A 19,065-nucleotide genomic window follows, 5' to 3' on the forward strand; every position below is an offset into this window, starting at 1 on the left:
GGGTATTGCAGAACGGTAAGGCCTTGTACGGCCCGGTTAATGGCGCAAGGATCCCTTACAGCCCCTTACCTGCTGCCGTGGAGGAGTGCCTAGAGTCGCGCTTCCTTCTTCCTCACGAATCCACCGATGTCGAAACTTTCGTCCCTACTCGTCGCCAGCAGCGTCGTCTTGCTGAGCGCTTGCGCCACCCATGATTTCGTCAGAGAGACCGTCGCCCCGGTGCAGACCAGCGTGGACGGCCTCGGCACCCGCGTGCAGGCGCATGACGACGGCCTCAAGGCGATGGATGGCCGGCTGCAAGGCAGCGAAGCGCGCATCGTGGCGCTGGAGCAGGAGGCTGCGGCGCGAGCCCAGGCCGCCAACAACCTGCCCGCGCCGCCCGGCCTGCTGATGAGCACGCTGCTGACCGATGACAAGGTCAGGTTCAGTTCGGGCCGCGCCCAGCTCACCGAGCAGGCCGGCCGGGAACTCGACCAGCTCGTCGCCAAGCTCAAGGCCGACAACCAGCCGGTGTTCGTGGAAATCCAGGGCCACACCGATGCGACCGGCAGCGACGCCGTCAACCAGCAACTGGGCCTGAAGCGGGCCGAAGCGGTGCGCGTGTACCTGTCTCGCGCCGGCCTGCCGCTGGCGCGCATGTCGACCATCAGCTATGGCGAATCCGCGCCCCTGGCCGACAACAGCACCCGCGAAGGCCGCAGCACGAACCGGCGTGTTCAACTGATCGTGATGCGCTGAACGGGACCGGGCCGCCTACAGGGCCTGGATCTCGCGCACCAGCATGTCCTTCATCACCTGGACGCGCATGGCCTGGCGCCGGTGGCCGGGGGAGATCAGGTAGGCGGTCTGGGCGGGCCCGCTCCAGGCGGGCAGCAGGCGCACGAGCTCCTTTCGCTTGAGCAGGTCCCTGACCATCCAGCTGGGCTGGAACGCGATGCCTGCGCCCTCGCGTACCGCATCCAGCAGGGCCACAGCATGGTTGATGCTGTACCGCGTGACGAGCGGCATCTTCGCCGAGCCTTGGGCGCTGCTGAGCGTGAGCACGTCGCCGGTCCCGTTCGGGTAGCGCAGGAAGGGGTGGCGTGCCAGGTCGGCCGGCTTGCGCGGGCGGCCGTGGCGCCTGATGTAGTCGGGCGACGCGACGATGTAGCGCGGCCAGGTGGCCAGCTCGCGCGCCACCAGGTCCGGCGGCAGGGCGCCGCCGATGCGAACGGCGAGGTCGAAGCGTTCCGCCACCGGGTCCACGAAGCGATCCTCCAGCACCAGATCGATCTGCAGCTCGGGGTGCCGCTCCAGCGCGCGCAGCATCAGCGAGTTGAGCCTCAACTCGCCCAGGGCCATCGGCGCGGCGATGCGCACCAGCCCGCGCGGCTCGCGCCTACGCAGGTCGAGGTCGGCCACCGCCTCGTCGTAGTCCTCCAGCAGCCGGCGCGCGCTTTCCAGGAAGCGCAGGCCCTCGTCGGTGAGCGTCGCACGCGCCGCGCCCCGTTCGAGCAGCCTCACCGCGAGCGAGGCCTCGAGGGCCGCGACCAGCTTGCTGATCGTGGGCTGGGTCGTGGCGAGCGCCCGGGCGGCGGCGGAGAGGCTGCCCAGTTCCGCCACCCGGACGAAGGCGGCCATCGCGCGAAGTCGGTCCATGGCATTCCAGTTTCGAATGGTTTGTCTTCCATTCTGACGCCTTCCAAACGCTAGTGGAATTGCCGACAGTGCGGGCCATGACACATGCCATCACCCACTCTTTCCTCTCGGCGGCGCTCGCGACGCTTCTCGCCAGCACCTCTGCCGCGGCCGCCCCGCCCCCGGGCACGCCGGCGTTCTGGCAACCGAGCTGGATCTCTCCGGCCCAGCCCGCGTGGAGCGACGGGTGGATCGTCCCCCTGGGCATGCCGAGCCTCCTGCGCGACGTGACGCTGCGGCAGTCGCTGCGCAGCAGCCTCGGCGGCGAACAGCTCCGGCTCGTGATCAGCAACCAGTACGGCGTCGCGCCGCTGGCGGTCGGCACCCTGACCGTACGCGGGGGGGGCGAGGCGGCTGCGCGGACGGTGCGTTTCCAGGGGCGCGACGGTGCCGTCGTCGCGCCCGGGGCGCGCGTCATCAGCGATCCCGTGGGCCTGCCCGTGCAGGCGGGCGAGCGCCTGGAGGTCGACCTGCATCTGCCCGGGCCGTCGGCGCCCGCGGGATTCCATTGGGACGCACAGGAGCGGACCGAGGTCTTCAAGGGCAATACCGCCGGCCGCCGGGGCGCCCCCGTGCTCGAGACCCTGAGCACCCGCGCCTTCGTCTCCGAACTGTGGGTGGAATCCGCCCGCGCACCGACGGCCGTGGTGACGATCGGCGACTCCATCACCGACGGCAACGGCTCCAGCATCGGACAGGACCGGCGCTGGCCCGACCAGCTCGCGCGGCGGCTCGCGCCGCGCGGCATCGCCGTGCTCAACGCCGGCATCGCCGGCAACCGCCTGCTGCGCGGAGGCTGGGGCGAGAGCGCGCTCGCCCGCTTCGAGCGCGACGCCCTGGGCCATCGTGGCGTGCGCGCGGTCATCGTGCTGCTCGGGACCAACGACATCGGCTTTCCAGGCAGTCCGTTCGCGCCGTCGGAAGCTCCGGCGTCGCTGAACGACATCACCGATGCCTTCCTCCAGCTCGCCGAGCAGGCGCATGCACGCCAGGTGCGCCTCGTCGTGGGCACCGTGCCTCCTTTCGAACATGCGCTCGCGGGAACGCCGATGGAAGGGCACTACAGCCCGCGGAAGGAGGCGCTGCGCAAGGCCTTGAACGACTGGATACGCCGCGTGGGCGCGTTCGACGCGGTGGTCGATTTCGATGCGGTCCTGCGCGACCCGGCCCACCCGACGCAGCTCGATCCCGCGCTGGATTCCGGCGATCACCTGCACCCCGGCGACGCGGGCTACAGGCGCATGGCCGAGGCGGTCGACCTGGAGGCGCTGCTGGGGGCCGACGTCGGCCCGCACCCGCCTCAAGCCATCAGGCGATAACCCACTGCCGTCTCCGTCAGCAGATGCCTGGGTTGCGCCGGCTGCTGCTCGAGCTTCTGCCGCAGGTTGCCCATGTACACGCGCAGGTAGTGGTTGTCGTCCAGGTGCGAAGGACCCCAGACCGCCTTCAGCAACTGGCGGTGCGACAGCACCTTGCCGGCGTTGGCGATCAGGTGGGTCAGCAGCCGGTATTCGGTCGGGGTCAGGTGCACCGGCGCGCCGGCGCGCAGCACGCGGCGCGCGGCCAGGTCGACCTCCACCTCGCCGAAGCTGAAGGTCGTGGCCGGCGGCGCGCCGTGCGCGGCGCCCGCGCTCTGGCTGCGCCGCTGCGCCACGCGCACCCGCGCCATCAGTTCGCCGACGCTGAAGGGCTTGGTCAGGTAGTCGTCGGCGCCGGCGTCCAGCGCGGCGATCTTGTCGGCCTCGTCGCTGCGGGCCGAGAGGACGATCACCGGCACGCCGGACCACCCGCGCAGGTCCTTCAGGTAGTCCACGCCGTCCCCGTCGGGCAGGCCCAGGTCGAGGATGACGAGGTCGGGCCGGCGCGTGCCGGCATCGATCAGGCCCTGGCGGACGGTCTCGCATTCGCTGACGCCCCAGCCCTCGGCCTCGAGCGCCATACGCACGAAGCGGCGGATGCCCGGCTCGTCCTCGACGATCAGGGCTTGCGGATTCGGTGTGCTCGTCATGCGCCTTCGGCTTCCTGCTCGTTGTTCTTCGCTTCGGTCTCGCTCTCGATCTCGGGGACGGCCGGCGGCGTGCCCAGCGGGAAGGCCAGCACGAAGGCCGCCCCGCCCGACGGCGCGGCCTCGGCCCAGATGCGGCCCCGATGGGCCTGCATGATGGCGCGGCAGATGGCCAGGCCGAGGCCGACGCCGGGCGTCGTGGATTCGCTCTTCGCCCGCGCGAACTTCTCGAACAGCGCCTCCTCGCGGCCGGCCGGCAGGCCCGGGCCGTCGTCCGTCACGCTCAGGATCAGTTCGTCCTCATCGTCGCGCAGCACCGCCGCGAGGGTCACCGTGCTGCCCGCCGGCGTGTACTTGGCGGCGTTCTCCAGCAGGTTGCACAGCACCCGCTCGACCAGCACCGCGTCGAGGTTGACCAGCGGCAGGCCCGGCGCCAGCTCGGTGCGCACCACGTGCCCGGCCAGCATCGGCTGCATGGCCTGCAGGGCGCTGCCGATCACCTCGTCGATCGGCTGCCATTGCAGGCGCAGCCGCACCGCGCCGCTCTGCAGCCGGGCCATGTCCAGCAGGTTGCTGACCATCGCGTTGATGCGCCGTGATTCCTGCTGCAGCGAGCGCGCCAGCTCGCGCCCGGCCTCGGGCAGGGCGGGCAGGGCGGCCAGCGTGTCGGCCAGGCCGTAGACGACCGCCAGCGGCGTGCGCAGGTCGTGCGACAGCGCCGACAGCAGCGAGTTGCGCAGGCGCTCGGATTCGACGTGCACCAGCGCGTCCTGCGCCACCTCCACATAGTGCACCCGCTCCAGTGCCTGGCCGATGATGCTGGCGTAGGTGTCCAGCTGCGCGCGGCGCTCCGGCTGCATCACGCTGGCGAGCTCGCGCGGGCGCAGGGCCAGCACGCCGCGCGCGCGCATCGGTGCCTGCAGCGGCAGGTAGAACCAGCGGCTGCCGGGCAGGGTGTCGGTGGCCAGGCCCGCGGCCTGGCCATGGTCGAGGGCCCAGCGGGCGGTGCCGAGGTCGGGCGGGTCCTGCTGCGGCTCGGGGAGCGGCTGCTGCTGCAGCTGGTCCTGAAGGTCCAGCGCCAGCACCAGCGCCGGCCCGTGCAGCTCGCGCGCGAGGCTGGCCTGCGCGCTCTCGATCACCTGCTCCGTCTGCAGCGCGCCGGACAGCTCCCGGGTCAGCTCGAACAGCGACCGCGAGCGCGCCTCGCGTTCCGCGGCCACCGTGGCCTGGTAGCGCAGGTGCGCCGTCAGCTGCCCGGTGACCAGGCCCACGGCGAGCATGACGGCGAAGGTCAGCAGGTACTGCACGTCCGACACCGCGAAGCTCATCTGCGGGGCGACGAAGAAGAAGTCGAACAGCCCGACGCTGACGAAGCTGGCCAGCACCGCGGGCCCGCGGCCCCAGCGCAGCGCCACGCCCACCACGGCCAGCAGCAGCAGCATGACGATGTTGCTGAGGTCGAAGTAGGCGTGCAGCGGCCAGCACAGCGCGGCGGTGCCGACGCAGACCACCGCCGCGCCCAGATAGCGCCGCCATTGCGCCGCCCAGCGTTCCCCCCAGGCCTCGCCGCCTTCGCTGGGCGGCGTGGCGGGCCCGGCGGTGGCGGGCTGGCCGATCTCGATCAGGTCGACGTCGGGCGCGCCCGCGGACAGGCGCTCGTGCAGCCCGGTGCCGGCGATCCAGCGTCGCCAGGCTGGCCGGCCCGGCGCACGGCCCAGCATCAGCTGGGACAGGTTGTGCTCCCGGGCATGCCGGATCAGCGCCGGCGCCACGTCCTGCTCCTGCAGCACGGCGGTGGCGGCGCCCAGGTCGTGGGCCAGCCGCACCACCCGCAGGATGCGCTCGCGCTGCGCGTCGGGCAGGGCGCGCAGGCGCGGCGTCTCCACGTACACCGCGTGCCAGCTCACGTTGAGCTGCTGCGCCAGCCGCGCCGCGCTGCGCACCACATGCTCCGAGCGCGCGGTCGGGCCGATCGCGCAGAGGATGGCCGCCTCGGTCTTCCAGACCTGGCGGATCGCCTTGTTGCTGCGCCAGGCCTGGACGTCGTCCTCCACCCGGTCGGCGGTGCGCCGCAGTGCCAGTTCGCGCAGGGCCATCAGGTTGCCCTTGCGGAAGAAGTGCGTGGCCGCGCGCTCGGCCTGCGGGCCGGCGTAGACCTTGCCGGCGCGCAGGCGGGCGAGCAATTCGTCGGCCGGGGTGTCGACGATCACGACCTCGTCGGCCGCGTCGAAGAAGGTGTCGGGCAGCGTCTCCTGCACGCGCACGCCGGTGATGCCGCCGACCACGTCGTTGAGGCTCTCCAGGTGCTGGACGTTGAGCGTCGTGTAGACGTCGATGCCCCGGGCCAGCAGTTCCTCGACGTCCTGCCAGCGCTTCGGGTGCCGCGAACCGGCGACGTTGGAATGGGCCAGCTCGTCGACCAGGATCAGGGCCGGCGACTTGTCCTTCAGCCGTTCCAGCGCGGCGTCGAGGTCGAACTCGGGCAGGCGCTTTCCGCGGTGCTCGACCAGGCGCGGCGGCAGCAGGTCCAGGCCCTCGGCCAGCGCCGCCGTCTCGCTGCGGCCGTGCGTCTCGACGACGCCGACCAGCACCTCCACGCCCTCGCCCGCCAGCTTGCGCGCGGCCTGCAGCATCGCGCAGGTCTTGCCCACGCCGGCGGAGGCGCCGAAGTAGATGCGCAGCTCGCCGCGCGCCGCCTTGTGCGCCTCGTCGCGCAGCTGTTCCAGCAGCGCGTCGGGATCGGGGCGCGAGTCTTCCATCACGGCATTGTCACCGCTTGATCAGCGGCGCTGGTCGAGCGCCAGGTTGAGCTCCAGGACATTGACGCGCGGCTCGCCGAAGAGCCTCCAGTCGCGGCCCTCGGTGCTGGCCTCGATCAGGCCGTTGACGGCGTCCAGCGGCAGGCCGCGCTCGCGCGCCACGCGGGCCGCCTGGTAGCGGGCGGCGGCGGGCGTGATGTGCGGATCCAGCCCGCTGGCCGAGGCGGTGACGAGATCGGCCGGCACTGGCGCGGTGTTGCCCGGGTCGGCGGCGCGCAGCGCGGCGATGCGGCCCTTCACGGCATCGCTCAGCGCGGGGTTCAGCGGGCCCAGGTTGGAGCCGCTGGAGGCGGTGGCGTTGTTGGCGGTCGGGGCGGTGGCCGAGGGGCGGCCCCAGAAGTACCGGGGCGAGCTGAAGTTCTGGCCGATCAGCGCGGAGCCGACGAGCTTGCCGTCGCGCTCGACGAGGCTGCCGGCGGCCTGCCTCGGGAACAGCGCCTGGCCGGCGCCGGTCACGGCCAGCGGGTAGAGCAGGCCGGTCAGCACGCTGAGGGCGGCGAACAGGGTCAATGCGGGGCGGAGCAGGGTCTTCATGACAGGACTCCCGTCTTTCAGATGAGATGGCCGGCGACCAGGACCAGGTCGATCGCCTTGATGCCGATGAAGGGCACGACCAGGCCGCCGAGGCCGTAGATCGCGAGGTTGCGGCGCAGCAGCGCGGCGGCGCCGATGGCGCGGTAGGGCACGCCCTTGAGCGCCAGCGGGATCAGCGCGACGATGATCAGCGCGTTGAAGATCACCGCGGACAGGATGGCCGAGCTGGGGCTGTGCAGCGCCATCACGTTCAGCGCGCCGAGCTGCGGATACACGCCGACGAACATCGCCGGGATGATGGCGAAGTACTTGGCCACGTCGTTGGCGATCGAGAAGGTCGTGAGGGACCCGCGCGTCATCAGGAGCTGCTTGCCGGTCTCCACCACCTCCAGCAGCTTGGTCGGGTTGGAGTCCAGGTCGACCATGTTGCCGGCCTCCTTGGCGGCCTGCGTGCCGGTGTTCATCGCCACGGCCACGTCGGCCTGGGCCAGGGCCGGCGCGTCGTTGGTGCCGTCGCCGGTCATCGCCACCAGGCGGCCCTCGCCCTGGTAGTCGCGGATCAGCTTCAGCTTGGCCTCGGGCGTGGCCTCGGCGAGGAAGTCGTCGACGCCGGCTTCCGCCGCGATGGCCGCGGCGGTGAGCTTGTTGTCGCCGGTGATCATCACCGTCCTGATGCCCATGCGGCGCAGCTCGGCGAAGCGCTCCTTGATGCCGCCCTTGACGATGTCCTTCAGCTCGACGGCGCCCATCACGCGGGCACCATCGCTGACGACCAGCGGCGTGCTGCCGCGGCGGGCGATTTCCTCGACCGCCTGCGTCACCTCGGTGGGGAACTTGCCGCCCAGCGCCTCCACATGGCGGCGGATCGCGTCGCCGGCGCCCTTGCGGAGCTGGCGCTGTCCTCCTGAAGCGCCGTTCAGGTCGGCACCGCTCATGCGGGTCTGCGCGGTGAACGGCACGAAGTGGGCCTGCAGGGCCTCCAGGTCGCGCTCGCGCACGCCGAAACGGGTCTTGGCCAGCACGACGATGCTGCGGCCTTCCGGCGTCTCGTCGGCCAGCGAGGCGAGCTGCGCGGCATCGGCCAGCTGCTGCTCGGTCACGCCCGGGGCCGGCACGAAACTGCTGGCCTGGCGGTTGCCGAGCGTGATGGTGCCGGTCTTGTCCAGCATCAGCACGTCCACGTCGCCGGCGGCTTCCACCGCGCGGCCCGAGGTGGCGATCACGTTGGCCTGCATCATCCGGCTCATGCCGGCCACGCCGATGGCGGACAGCAGGCCGCCGATGGTGGTGGGGATCAGGCAGACCAGCAGCGAGATCAGCGCGGTGATGGAGACGACCGTGCCCGAGCCGGCGGCCTCGACGCTGAACACCGAGTAGGGCAGCAGCGTCGCGGTGACCACCAGGAACACCAGCGTCAGGGCGACCAGCAGGATCGTCAGCGCGATCTCGTTGGGCGTCTTCTGGCGCTTGGCGCCTTCGACCATCGCGATCATGCGGTCCAGGAAGGACTCGCCCGGGTTCACGCCGATGCGCACGACCAGCCAGTCGGACAGCATCCGCGTGCCGCCGGTGACCGAGGAGAAGTCACCGCCGGACTCGCGGATCACCGGGGCCGATTCGCCGGTGATGGCGCTCTCGTCCACCGAGGCCACGCCTTCGATGACCTCGCCGTCCAGCGGGATCATGTCGCCGGTCTCGACCAGCACGACGTTGCCCTTGCGCAGCTCGTCGGACTGCATCGGATGCCACTTGGCGCCGTGCCTGGGCGCCTCCAGCTTCTTGGCCCAGGTCCGGGCCTTGAGGCCGCGCAGCGAGGCCGCCTGCGCCTTGCTGCGGCCCTCGGCCAGCGCCTCGGCGAAGTTGGCGAACAGCACGGTGAACCACAGCCACAGCGAGATGCCCAGCATGAAGGCCGAGCCCTCGCTACCGGCCAGCTCGGGGTGGGCAAGGCTCGCGGCCCACAGGGCGCTGGTCAGGATGCTGCCGACGTAGACGACGAACATCACCGGGTTGCGCCACTGGATGCGCGGGTCCAGCTTCACGAAAGAGGCCTTGATGGCCGGCTTCACCAGCGCGGGGTCGAGGAATGTCAGTTGGGTTTGAGAGTTGGCAGTCATGTTCATGCTCCCCACAGCATCAGGTGTTCGACCATCGGGCCGAGTGCGAGAGCCGGGACGTAGTTCAGCAGGCCGACCAGCAGCACCGTGCCGATCAGCAGCACGATGAACAGCGGGCCGTGCGTCGGCATCGAGCCGGCGCCCTGCGGGAGGCGCTTCTTGGCGGCCAGGCTGCCGGCCATGGCCAGCACCGGCACGATCACGCCGAAGCGCCCCACCCACATCACGACGGCCAGCAGCGTGTTGTAGAACGGCGTGTTGGCGGACAGGCCGGCGAAGGCGGAGCCGTTGTTGTTGCCGGCCGAGCTCAGCGCGTAGAGGATCTCCGAGAAGCCGTGGGCGCCCGGATTGGCGATGCCGGCCCTGCCGTCCGCCGCCAGCACGGCGACGGCCGTGCCCAGCAGCACCGCCAGCGGCGTGACGAGGATGGCGATGGACGTCATCTTCATCTCGTGGGCCTCGATCTTCTTGCCCAGGTATTCCGGCGTGCGGCCGATCATCAGCCCGGCGATGAAGACAGCCAGGATCGCGAACACCAGCATGCCGTACAGGCCCGTGCCCACGCCGCCGAACACCACCTCGCCCAGCTGCATCATCACCAGCGGGACCATGCCGCCGATCGGCGTCAGCGAGTCGTGCATCGCGTTGACCGCGCCGCAGGAGGCGGCCGTCGTGATGACCGCGAACAGGCTGCTCGCGTCGATGCCGAAGCGGGTCTCCTTGCCCTCCATATTGCCGCCGGCCTGGAGCGCGCTCTGCGCCTGGTCGACGCCCAGCGCCGTGAGGTGCGGGTTGCCGGCCTGCTCGGCGGACGTGCAGACGATCGCGCCGACGATGAACATCGCGCTCATCGCCGCCAGGATCGCCACGCCCTGGCGCGAGTCTCCGACCATGAAACCGAACACGAAGCACAGCGCCGCCGGGATCAGGAAGATCGACAGCATCTGGGCGAAGTTGGCCAGCGGCGTCGGGTTCTCGTAGGGGTGGGCGGAGTTGGCGTTGAAGAAGCCGCCGCCGTTGGTGCCCAGCATCTTGATCGCTTCCTGGGATGCGACCGGGCCCATCGCGAGCTGCTGGTGCGTGGAGGCGGCCTCGACGGTCGCGACGTCCTTGTAGGCGTCGAAGTTCTGGATCACGCCCTGGCCGACCAGGAAGACCGCGAACACGAAGGACAGCGGCAGCAGCACCCACAGCGTCACGCGGGTCAGGTCCGCCCAGAGGTTGCCGATGGTGCCCTGCAGCCGGCCCGCGAAGGCGCGCACCAGCGCGATCACGACGACGATGCCGGTGGCGGCGGAGAGGAAGTTCTGCACCGTCAGCGCCAGCATCTGGGTCAGGTAGCTCATGGCGCTCTCGCCGCCGTAGCCCTGCCAGTTCGTGTTGGTGACGAAGCTGATGGCGGTGTTGAAGGCCGAGTCCGGCGTGATCGCGGCCATGCCCTGCGGATTCAGCGGCAGCACCGCCTGCAGCCGCTGCAGCGCGTAGACGGCCAGCACGCCGATGAAGTTGAACAGCAGCAGCGCCACCGCGTAGCGCTTCCAGTGCATGCCCTCGTCGGGCCTGACGCCGGCGAGCCTGTAGAAGCCGCCTTCGACCGCCTGCATCCAGCGGGGCAGGCGGCCCTCGGCCACGCGGTGCATCCAGCGCGCCAGCGGCCAGGCCGCGAGCAGCAGGACCACCATGTAGACCACGAGATTGATCCATCCGAGCTTGTCCATGCCGGCCATGTCAGAACTCCTCGGCGCGGAACATCGCGACCAGCAGGTAGACGAACAGGCCCGCGGCCACCAGACCGCAGATCCAGTAGAGGAGGGTCACTTCTTGCCTCCTTCCAGCTTGTGGCTGGCCGCGGCCAGTCCGATGGCGAGGCCGAACAGCAGTACGCCGAGCCCCAGGAAGATCCAGTCCATTGCAGTCCTCTTTGCATGAGAAATGTCGATGGAAGGAGCTTAGGTTTCGGGGTATCAAGGCCTCGTAGAAGTTGCGGCGCCCGGCATCAAGATTCCGTAAATACGGCGCCGCACTTCATGCTTCTTAACCGTCCCGGGCGGACGGGGCGCACCGGTTTGTCGTGAGAATCATCCGGTCCACGCAGAGAGGAAGAACGCATGCGACGAATCAGCTGGGCAGCGGCCGGGCGCCTCGGCGCGATCCTGCTTCTCGGCGCGCAGCTCGGCCTGTCCGCGCGCGCGGCGCCCCTGGATGCCGACATCCAGCGGCGGGTGCGCGAGGCGACCTTCGAGGTGGTCCTGCCGAAGCCCGCGAAGGAGTCGCTCAGCTACGACAAGCCGTGGCAGGAGCTGATGCCGTATCAGGTGCGCTCGGACATGTACGTGCCGATCGGCACCGCCTTCTCGATCGGCTCGGGCCGCTATGCCACGGCGATGCATGTGCTGTCCGCCGCCTTCGGCGATTCCCGCGGCGAGCCGATGCTGCGCGACGCGGGCGGGAACGTCTATCCGATCGGGCAGATCGTCAAGGGGTCGGCCGACCAGGACTTCGTCGTCTTCACGCTGGCGAAGTCGCCGGGCCATCCGGTGGCCCTCGAGCTGCAGGCCAGCCCCGAACTCAACGAGACGGTGTACGCCGTGGGCAATGCGCTGGGCGAGGGCATCGTGGTGCGCGAGGGGAACTACACCTCGGACACGCCGGAGGAGGAAGGCGGCCGCTGGCAATGGCAGCGCTTCTCCGCGCCGATCTCGGGCGGCAACAGCGGCGGGCCGCTGCTCGACGGCCAGGGCAGGGTGATCGGCATCGTGCGTGCCATGCGCAGCTCCGAGAACACCCTGAACTTCGCCGTGCCGATCCGGCTCGTCACGGCGGCGCCGGACCAGGTCTTCACCGTGGACTCGCGCGTCGTGACCGGCTTTCCCGTGTTCGACAAGACGAGGACGGCGCGCTTCACCACCGAGCTGCCGCTGCCCAAGCGCTTCGCGGACTTCTCCGCGGCCTACATGAAGGCGGCGGACGACTTCAACGCCGGCCAGCTGCACCAGCTGCTGGCCGACAACGCGGGCGAGATCTTCCCGCGCGGCAGCGGCAGCGAGCGGGTGCTGCACGGCCTCTACGGCCGCAGCGCGCCGGGCATCGTCGTGCAGGGCAGCAACGGCAACTGGACGATCACGCAGCCGACCTTCTCGCGCCTGGACCTCGGCCACGAGGGCTGGCAGGACGCGGCGAACTTCAAGGGCGTCTTCGTCTACCACCGGCGCAGGCCGGACGACATCGATCCCTCGACCTGGTACTCGGACCCGCAGGTGGCGAGGGAGGCCGTGCTCAAGTCGTCGCCCGCCGCGATCCACATCAACGGCGTGAATGCCAAGGTCCTCTCGCTGGGCAGGCCGGAGGAAGACACGCCATTCGCCGACGCCTGGGGGCGGACCTGGCAGGTCCGGGTCTGGCGCGTCACGACCTGGTTCGCCAGCGAATGGCAGGTCGAGTTCGACCTGCCGGTTCCCGACGGGTCGGTCGGCTTCGAGACCCGGCTCTCCGCGCTGGGACGCCAGGCCCAGCTGGAGCGCCTGAAGCTGCTGACCTCGTTCATCGCCGTCTCCTACGAGGGCAAGCTCTCGCAGTGGGACGAGTTCCTGTCGCGCAACAAGGCCATCGTGCCGAAGCAGATCGCTGCGGCGGCGCTGCGCATCGACTACGGGCACAGCTTCGCCTTCGACGGCCGCCGCCTGGCGTTCTCCTACGGGCCGGAGCTGCAGAAGATCGACCGGGACAGCCGGCTCCGCCTGGACTTCGGCTTCATTTCCGAAGCCGACGGCGTCGTGCTCGACATCGCGGGGGTGGCCACCTACGACGGCGATGAGAAGACGGAGACCGGCGTTTTCCGCCACGCCGCGCCGGCGCAGGGCGCCAGCGAGGACGCCCGCAAGGAATGGGGCCGGCGGCTGCGGCACGAGCATCCCTACGACGCCATGGCGATGACCGTGAACGGCAGGCAATCGATCAGCACGGTCAACGGCACGGCCGATGCCCAGCCGGCACCGGGCGTGCTTTACACCTTCCAGTACCGTGCCGAGAGCGGCACGCCGCAGGACGCGATGAAGGCGAAGCTGGACCTGCTGACGAGCCGGGCCCGGGTCAAAGAACGCTGATGCCTCGCTTCAGCGTCAGCGCCTGCGTCTCAGCGCCCACGCCAGCCCCACGGCCAGCCCCATCACCACGAAGGACACCACCATCGTCACCGTGCCCAGCGCGTAGATGGCCGGCGTGGTGACGGTGGTCGTCAGGCCCTGCAACTCCAGCGGCAGCGTGTTGGCATCGCCGATCGCCTGCGAGGTGCGCGCGATCTCGTCCCAGCTCAGCGTGAAGCCGAACATGCCGATGCCCACCACCGAGGGCGCGATCAGCGGCAGCACCACATGGCGGAAGCTCTGCCAGGGCGTGGCGCCGAGGTCGCGTGCCGCTTCCTCATAGGCTGCGTTGAAGCGGTTGAAGATGGCGAACATGATCAGCAGGCCGAAGGGCAGGGTCCAGCTCAGGTGCGCGCCGAGCGCCGAGGTGTAGAGCCCGAGCGCGCTGCCGTAGTTCTCCAGCGCCTGCTGCCAGCCCCAGGCTTCCATCTGGTGCTTGATGCCGCCGTCCAGCAGCCGGAACTCCAGCCCGATGCCCAGCGAGATGATGATGGACGGCATGATCAGGCTGGCCACCGCCACGTAGAACAGCAGCCCGCCGCCGCGCAGCTTCTTGCGGAAGGCCAGGCCGGCCAGCACCGACATGACGATGGTGCAGGCCATCACCACCAGGCCCAGGCACAGCGAGCGCAGCAGCGCGGCGTTGATGTCCACCGTGCCCAGGCCCTCGGCCAGCTGGTGGAACCAGTGCGTGGACCAGCCGCGCATCGGGAAGGTGAGGCCGCCCTGCGGGCCCTGGAAGCTCAGCGTGACGATGACGAACATCGGGCCGTAGAGGAACAGCACGTAGGCCGCGAAGAACAGCGCGAGCAGGATGAAGCCCGGGTTGCCGCGGCGGCGCTTGCCGGTCAGGGGGCGCATGCTTTACAGCTCCTTCCTGATGTCGACCATGCGCGTCAGCGCCCAGATGATGCCCAGCACCACCGCCAGCAGGATCACCGCATTGGCCGCGGCCAGCGGGAACTGCAGGTAGGAGGTCTGCACCTGGATGATCTTGCCGACCGAGGCGATCTGCTGGCCACCCATCACGCCTACGGTGACGAAGTCGCCCATCACGATGGTGATCACGAAGATCGAGCCGATGATGATGCCGGTACGGGTCAGCGGCAGGATCACGTTCCACAGCGTCTGCCAGGCGCTGGCACCGCAGTCCGACGCGGCTTCCAGCAGGCTGCGGTCGATGCGCATCATCGAGTTGAAGATCGGCACGATCATGAAGGTGGTGAACAGGTGCACGAAGGCCAGCACCACCGAGAAGCTGGAGAACAGCAGCCACTCGACCGGCTGGTTCACCAGGCCCATCGTGATCAAGGCATCGTTGACCAGGCCGTTGCGGCCCAGCAGCGGCACCCAGGCGATCATGCGGATCACGTTGGAGGTCCAGAACGGGATCGTGCAGATCACGAACAGCACCACCTGCACGCCGGTCGAGCGCACGTGGAAGGCGAGGAAGTAGGAGACGGCGAAGCCGATCAGCAGCGTCAGCGCCCAGACCAGCGCGCAGAACTTCAGCGTGGAGAGATAGGTCTTGAAGGTGACGCACATGTCCTCACCGCCGCCCGACAGGCAGCCGGAGAACACGTCCACGTAGTTCTTCAGCGTGAAGCCCGGGAGCATCTCGTACTGGTTGTAGTCCCAGAAGGAGACCATGGCCACCAGGCCGAGCGGGACGAGGAAGAACAGCAGGAAGACGAGGGACAGCGGCAGCGCCTGCCACCAAGCTGCGATGCCGCTGGTTTTTCGCGTTATGGACATGTCACCGAAGCGTGAATTGCTGCGTTCCAGGCCGAGCGCCGGGCCGCCCCAAGCCGGCCCACTGCGGCCGGTTGCGGGTCGATCCCGCTACCGGTCGCGTCCCCTCGGGGGACCGACCAGGCTCGCCCGCGTTCAGCGCGGCGAGACTGGGCGAGGGGCTCACAATCAAGCGGCCACAAATTCATTCCACTTCTGCACCATGTACGCGTTCTCGTCCATCACTGCGTTCCAGCAGGCGATGCCTCCCATGCGGGCCTCGTAGCTGCCGCCGTCGCGCACCTCGCCCTTCTTCGCCAGCAGGTCGCCGTGCGGGCTCTTGATGTCCTGCGAGGCGGGCTTGCCTTCCATCCAGTAGGCCCACTCGTAGGCTTCCATCTTCGCCTTGGCCGTATCGAGCACGGCGCTGTAGTAGCCCTGGCGGTTGAGATACGCGCCGGCCCAGCCGTCCAGGAACCAGTTGATGAATTCATAGGCGCCATCGAGCTTCTTGCCCGACAGCGTGCTCGGCAGGCCGAAGCCCGAGGCCCAGGCGCGATAGCCTTCCTTCAGCGGCTGGAAGGTGCAGGCGATGCCCTTGGTGCGCACGGCGGTGACCGCCGGCGACCACATCGACTGGATCACCACCTCGCCGGAAGCCATCAGGTTGACCGACTCGTTGAAGTCCTTCCACAGGCTGCGGAATTGGCCCTGCTTCTTGGCCTCGATCAGCGTCTTGATCGTCAGGTCGATTTCCTTCTTCGTCATGTTCCCCTTGTCGGGGTACTTGTACAGGCCCATCGCCTCGACGACCATCGCCGCGTCCATGATGCCGATGGACGGGATGTTGAGGATCGCCGCCTTGCCCTTGAACTCCGGGTTCAGCAGCTCGGCCCAGGAGCCGATCGGGCGCTTGATCAGGTCGGGGCGGATGCCCAGCGTGTCGGCGTTGTAGACGGTCGGGATCAGCGACATGTACTGCGTCGGGCTCTTGGCGAAGACCTTGCTCTTCTCGCCCTCGAGATAGATGGTCTTCTTCGGCGCCGTGCCCTGGTCGCCCACCTTCTTGCCGCCCACCTCGCCCTTGGTGAACAGCGTGGTGATCTTGTCCGCGTTCTTGATGCGCTTGGTGTCGATGCCCTTCAGGTTGCCGGTGGGCACGATGTTCTTCAGCGAGAAGTACTCGGTGTCGATCAGGTCGAAGCTGTTGGGCGCGGTGACGGCCTTCTTGGTCACGTCGTCGGTGGTCAGCGCCACGTACTGGATCTCGATGCCGGTGTCCGCCTTGAACTTCGCGGCGATCTCCTTGTCCTGGTTCACCGCGGTGCCGATGTAGCGCAGCACGATCTTCTCCTGCGCGTGCACGGCCGGGAACATGCCGGTGGCCAGGATGCCGGCAGTGCCCTTCAGAAGGTTGCGGCGAGAAGTGTTCGAGTCAGACATGGGTCGCTCCTGTTGTGGTCTTCGTCAAGGGATGGGCGGATTCGGGCGTCCAGGCCAGTTGCACCGCCTCGCCCACGGCGAAGGGCGCGGCGGCGAACTGGCTCTCGGACAGCATCACCGAGTACTCGGCGGTGCTCACCACCGCGTGCGAGGCGGCGGGGTTCTGCAGGCCCAGCAGCACATAGGTGCCCTGGTACTCGACGTCGGAGACGACGGCCGGGATGCTGGCCAGGCCGTCGATGGCCGGCGCGCCGGGCCGGGCGACCAGCGTGCGGTCGGTGCGCACGCCGATCTTGCTTTTCTTTCCGTCGGGCAGCTCGATCACGTTGTGCCCGCCGATGAAGCGGGCCACGAACTCGCTGACGGGCCTGTTGAAGACCTCGTGCGGCGAGCCCGCCTGCTCGATCACGCCGTGGTTCATCACCACCATCGTGTCGGCCAGCGCCATCGCCTCTTCCTGCGAGTGCGTGACGTGGATGAAGGTCAGGCCCAGCTCCTGCTGCCAGCGGCGCAGCTCGGCGCGCATCTGGATGCGCAGGAAGGGGTCCAGCGCGGACAGCGGCTCGTCGAGCAGCAGCGCGCGCGGCTGGGTGATCAGCGCGCGGGCCAGCGCGACCCGCTGCTGCTGGCCGCCTGACAGCTCGGCGGGCTTCCTCTGCGCCAGATGCCCCATGGCCACGCGGGTCAGCAGGTCCTGCGCCTTCGCATGCCGCTCGGCCTTGGCCACGCCCTTCATCTTCAGGCTGAAGGCCACGTTGTCCAGCGCGCTGAGATGCGGGAACAGCGCAAAGCTCTGGAACATCATCGCCGTGCCGCGCTCGGCGGCGGGCAGGTCGGTGATGTTGCGGTTCTCCAGCAGCACGTCGCCGCTGCTGACGGTCTCGTGGCCGGCGATCATCCGCAGCGTCGTGCTCTTGCCGCAGCCCGAAGGGCCCAGCAGGCAGCAATAGCTGCCCGCGGCGATGCGCAGGTTGATGCTGTCGACGGCAGGCCTGGCGCCCTCGCCATAGCGCTTCGTGAGGGCGACCAGTTCGATGGCGCTCGGGTTCGCAGCTTCGTCCATGGGCGGTGCGTCTCGCAAGCGGCGTGCCAGTGCCGCGGCCAGCATGCTGTCTCGATCTTGTATGCAATTCATGCATCCAATTGGGTGGTGTGCACTGAATTTGGGCGTTAGGTCCGATGCGCTTTGGCCGCGCCTGCCCGTCCTTGGTGCGCGGGCCGGCGGCGCCGGCTGGAATGGAAGCTGCATGAAGCCGTCCATGTTCGAACCGCTCGCCGACCACGGCCGTTTCCCCTACAGCGCCATCCCCTTGCGCCCGCCGCTGGCCTGGCCGGGCGGGCGGCGGCTGGCCTTCTACATCGGCTTCAACCTGGAGCATTTCGCCTTTGGCGAGGGCCTGGGCGCGAAGCTCGGGCCGGCCTCGCCGGAGCCCGATGTGCTGAACTTCAGCTGGCGCGAGTACGGCAACCGTGTCGGCGCCTGGCGCTGCCTGGAGCTGTTCGAGGACTTGAAGCTGCCGGCCGCGGCGCTGCTCAATACCGCGCTGATCGACCATTGCCCGGACCTGCTGCAGGCGCTGGTGGCCCGCGGCGACGAACTGGTGGGCCACGGCCACAGCAACTCCCAGCGGCAGAGCGATCTCGACGAGGCGCAGGAGCGCGCGCTGCTGGCCGGCTGCCGCGCCCGCCTGGCGACGCTGCAGGGCCGCGCGCCGACCGGCTGGCTCTCGCCCTGGATCTCCGAGAGCCGCCTCACGCCCGACCTGCTGGCCGAGACCGGCTACGCCTACACGCTGAACTGGTGCCACGACGACCAGCCGGTACCGATGCGCACCCGCAGCGGCGCCACGCTGTGGTCCGTGCCCTACCCGCAGGAGCTCAACGACATCCCGATGATCGTCGCCCGCCAGCTCGACGCATCGGCCTTCGCCGACCTGGTCGTCGACCACTTCGAGGAGATGCTGGCGCAGAGCGAGCGCCATCCGCAGGGCCTGGTGATGGGCCTGGCGCTGCATCCGTACATCGTCGGCCAGCCCTACCGGCTGCGGCACCTGCGGCGTGCGCTGCAGCACATCGCCGCGCAGCGCGAGCGCCTGTGGATCACCACGCCGGGCGCCATCTGCGCGCACATGCAGGCGCCGGCGCCATGAAGGGCATCGTCACCAGCCCGCACGCGGTGGCCAGCCGCTGCGGGGCGCAGGTGCTGGCCGACGGCGGCAATGCGGTGGAGGCGGCCATCGCCACCGCGCTGGCACTCAGCGTGACGATGCCGCATTTCTGCGGGCTGGCGGGCGACGCCTTCCTGCTGGTGGGCGATGCGGGCGGCGAGGTGCGCGCGATCTCGGGCATCGGGCAGGCAGCCGCCGACCTAACGGGTTATGAAGGCGGTATCCCGGTGCGCGGCCCGCGCTCGGCGCTGACCTCGGCCGGCACGCTGGACGCGCTGCGCTGCGCCTTCGAGACCGGCGGCGGGCGGATGAGCTGGGCGGACCTGGTGGCGCCGGCCCTGGCCCTTGCGCGCGAGGGTTTCGAGACCACTGCCTCCGAGCGCTTCTGGCGCGAGTTCCGGCGTGCCGAGGCGGGCGAACTGCCCGGGG

General features: G+C 69.6%; 16 protein-coding genes. 5 read left to right on the forward strand and 11 right to left on the reverse strand.

Features of this window, described 5'->3' with window-relative positions:
* The first annotated feature begins 126 nt into the window (after positions 1–126).
* The gene (locus tag B0W88_RS19215) at positions 127–738 is read left to right on the forward strand and encodes an OmpA family protein (RefSeq protein WP_077036244.1); all 612 of its coding nucleotides are present in this window, start codon (positions 127–129) and stop codon (positions 736–738) included.
* 15 nt (positions 739–753) lie between these two features.
* On the opposite strand, the gene B0W88_RS19220 is transcribed toward B0W88_RS19215, so the two are convergent.
* On the reverse strand, positions 754–1,638 hold the full coding sequence (locus B0W88_RS19220; protein WP_077036245.1) for a LysR family transcriptional regulator: 885 nt from the start codon (positions 1,636–1,638) through the stop codon (positions 754–756).
* Between the two features lie 77 nt (positions 1,639–1,715).
* On the opposite strand from B0W88_RS19220, the gene B0W88_RS19225 reads away from it, so the two are divergent.
* Entirely contained in the window at positions 1,716–2,996 is a 1,281-nt protein-coding gene (locus tag B0W88_RS19225) for an SGNH/GDSL hydrolase family protein (RefSeq protein WP_077036246.1), read from the forward strand.
* On the opposite strand, the gene kdpE is transcribed toward B0W88_RS19225, so the two are convergent.
* From kdpE to kdpF, 6 genes are read right to left on the reverse strand one after another with little or no spacing between them, the layout of a single operon-like run.
* Entirely contained in the window at positions 2,978–3,685 is a 708-nt protein-coding gene (gene kdpE, locus B0W88_RS19230) for a two-component system response regulator KdpE (RefSeq protein WP_077036247.1), read from the reverse strand. The two genes, B0W88_RS19225 and kdpE, sit on opposite strands and share 19 nt — an antisense overlap.
* Positions 3,682–6,441, reverse strand: a complete 2,760-nt coding sequence (locus B0W88_RS19235; RefSeq protein WP_077036248.1) for a DUF4118 domain-containing protein — start codon at positions 6,439–6,441, stop codon at positions 3,682–3,684. The genes kdpE and B0W88_RS19235 overlap by 4 nt, the downstream gene beginning before the upstream one ends.
* A gap of 21 nt (positions 6,442–6,462) precedes the next feature.
* Complete coding sequence (gene kdpC / locus B0W88_RS19240; protein WP_077036249.1) at positions 6,463–7,035, reverse strand: potassium-transporting ATPase subunit KdpC; 573 nt, start codon at positions 7,033–7,035, stop codon at positions 6,463–6,465.
* A 17-nt stretch (positions 7,036–7,052) separates the two neighbouring features.
* Positions 7,053–9,152 (reverse strand): potassium-transporting ATPase subunit KdpB, encoded by a 2,100-nt coding sequence (kdpB, locus tag B0W88_RS19245; RefSeq protein ID WP_077036250.1) that lies wholly within the window; start codon positions 9,150–9,152, stop codon positions 7,053–7,055.
* Between the two features lie 2 nt (positions 9,153–9,154).
* Positions 9,155–10,870 carry a potassium-transporting ATPase subunit KdpA gene (gene kdpA, locus B0W88_RS19250; protein ID WP_077036257.1) on the reverse strand — a complete coding sequence of 572 codons (1,716 nt, stop codon included), beginning with the start codon at positions 10,868–10,870 and terminating at the stop codon, positions 9,155–9,157.
* Positions 10,871–10,880: 10 nt separating this feature from the next.
* Complete coding sequence (gene kdpF / locus B0W88_RS33060) at positions 10,881–10,970, reverse strand: K(+)-transporting ATPase subunit F (RefSeq protein ID WP_077036251.1); 90 nt, start codon at positions 10,968–10,970, stop codon at positions 10,881–10,883.
* A gap of 290 nt (positions 10,971–11,260) precedes the next feature.
* Here kdpF and B0W88_RS19260 point away from each other — a divergent pair, with 290 nt between their 5' ends.
* A complete protein-coding gene (locus B0W88_RS19260) occupies positions 11,261–13,255 on the forward strand; it encodes a serine protease (RefSeq protein ID WP_077036252.1) in 1,995 nt (664 codons plus the stop codon).
* Between the two features lie 15 nt (positions 13,256–13,270).
* On the opposite strand, the gene B0W88_RS19265 is transcribed toward B0W88_RS19260, so the two are convergent.
* The 4 genes from B0W88_RS19265 to B0W88_RS19280 all read right to left on the reverse strand — a co-directional run bounded on the left by B0W88_RS19265 (position 13,271) and on the right by B0W88_RS19280 (position 17,531).
* A complete protein-coding gene (locus B0W88_RS19265) occupies positions 13,271–14,155 on the reverse strand; it encodes an ABC transporter permease (protein WP_077036253.1) in 885 nt (294 codons plus the stop codon).
* A gap of 3 nt (positions 14,156–14,158) precedes the next feature.
* Entirely contained in the window at positions 14,159–15,049 is an 891-nt protein-coding gene (locus B0W88_RS19270) for an ABC transporter permease (RefSeq protein WP_077036254.1), read from the reverse strand.
* A gap of 165 nt (positions 15,050–15,214) precedes the next feature.
* A complete protein-coding gene (locus B0W88_RS19275) occupies positions 15,215–16,468 on the reverse strand; it encodes a PotD/PotF family extracellular solute-binding protein (RefSeq protein ID WP_077036255.1) in 1,254 nt (417 codons plus the stop codon).
* On the reverse strand, positions 16,461–17,531 hold the full coding sequence (locus B0W88_RS19280; protein WP_077036258.1) for an ABC transporter ATP-binding protein: 1,071 nt from the start codon (positions 17,529–17,531) through the stop codon (positions 16,461–16,463). The genes B0W88_RS19275 and B0W88_RS19280 overlap by 8 nt, the downstream gene beginning before the upstream one ends.
* A gap of 196 nt (positions 17,532–17,727) precedes the next feature.
* Between B0W88_RS19280 and B0W88_RS19285 the strand changes: the two genes are divergently transcribed.
* Together B0W88_RS19285 and B0W88_RS19290 are read left to right on the forward strand one after the other, a co-directional pair.
* Positions 17,728–18,618 (forward strand): polysaccharide deacetylase family protein, encoded by an 891-nt coding sequence (locus B0W88_RS19285; RefSeq protein WP_233151771.1) that lies wholly within the window; start codon positions 17,728–17,730, stop codon positions 18,616–18,618.
* Positions 18,615–19,065 (forward strand): gamma-glutamyltransferase (locus B0W88_RS19290; protein WP_198937879.1); only part of this gene is annotated, 451 nt, incomplete at its 3' end. The genes B0W88_RS19285 and B0W88_RS19290, both read left to right, overlap by 4 nt.

The organism is Pelomonas sp. KK5 (genome assembly GCF_001984095.1).
Taxonomy (GTDB): Bacteria; Pseudomonadota; Gammaproteobacteria; order Burkholderiales; family Burkholderiaceae_C; genus KK5.

Bases quoted from the DNA above. Each gene is read 5' to 3' on its own strand.
- B0W88_RS19260 (WP_077036252.1), top strand. From the start codon at position 11,261: ATGCGACGAATCAGCTGGGCAGCGGCCGGGCGCCTCGGCGCGATCCTG.
- kdpA (WP_077036257.1), bottom strand. From the start codon at position 10,870: ATGGACAAGCTCGGATGGATCAATCTCGTGGTCTACATGGTGGTCCTG.
- kdpC (WP_077036249.1), bottom strand. From the start codon at position 7,035: ATGAAGACCCTGCTCCGCCCCGCATTGACCCTGTTCGCCGCCCTCAGC.
- B0W88_RS19275 (WP_077036255.1), bottom strand. From the start codon at position 16,468: ATGTCTGACTCGAACACTTCTCGCCGCAACCTTCTGAAGGGCACTGCC.
- B0W88_RS19215 (WP_077036244.1), top strand. From the start codon at position 127: ATGTCGAAACTTTCGTCCCTACTCGTCGCCAGCAGCGTCGTCTTGCTG.
- B0W88_RS19235 (WP_077036248.1), bottom strand. From the start codon at position 6,441: ATGGAAGACTCGCGCCCCGATCCCGACGCGCTGCTGGAACAGCTGCGC.
- B0W88_RS19270 (WP_077036254.1), bottom strand. From the start codon at position 15,049: ATGTCCATAACGCGAAAAACCAGCGGCATCGCAGCTTGGTGGCAGGCG.
- B0W88_RS19265 (WP_077036253.1), bottom strand. From the start codon at position 14,155: ATGCGCCCCCTGACCGGCAAGCGCCGCCGCGGCAACCCGGGCTTCATC.
- B0W88_RS19220 (WP_077036245.1), bottom strand. From the start codon at position 1,638: ATGGACCGACTTCGCGCGATGGCCGCCTTCGTCCGGGTGGCGGAACTG.
- kdpE (WP_077036247.1), bottom strand. From the start codon at position 3,685: ATGACGAGCACACCGAATCCGCAAGCCCTGATCGTCGAGGACGAGCCG.
- B0W88_RS19280 (WP_077036258.1), bottom strand. From the start codon at position 17,531: ATGGACGAAGCTGCGAACCCGAGCGCCATCGAACTGGTCGCCCTCACG.
- B0W88_RS19285 (WP_233151771.1), top strand. From the start codon at position 17,728: ATGTTCGAACCGCTCGCCGACCACGGCCGTTTCCCCTACAGCGCCATC.
- B0W88_RS19225 (WP_077036246.1), top strand. From the start codon at position 1,716: ATGACACATGCCATCACCCACTCTTTCCTCTCGGCGGCGCTCGCGACG.
- kdpB (WP_077036250.1), bottom strand. From the start codon at position 9,152: ATGACTGCCAACTCTCAAACCCAACTGACATTCCTCGACCCCGCGCTG.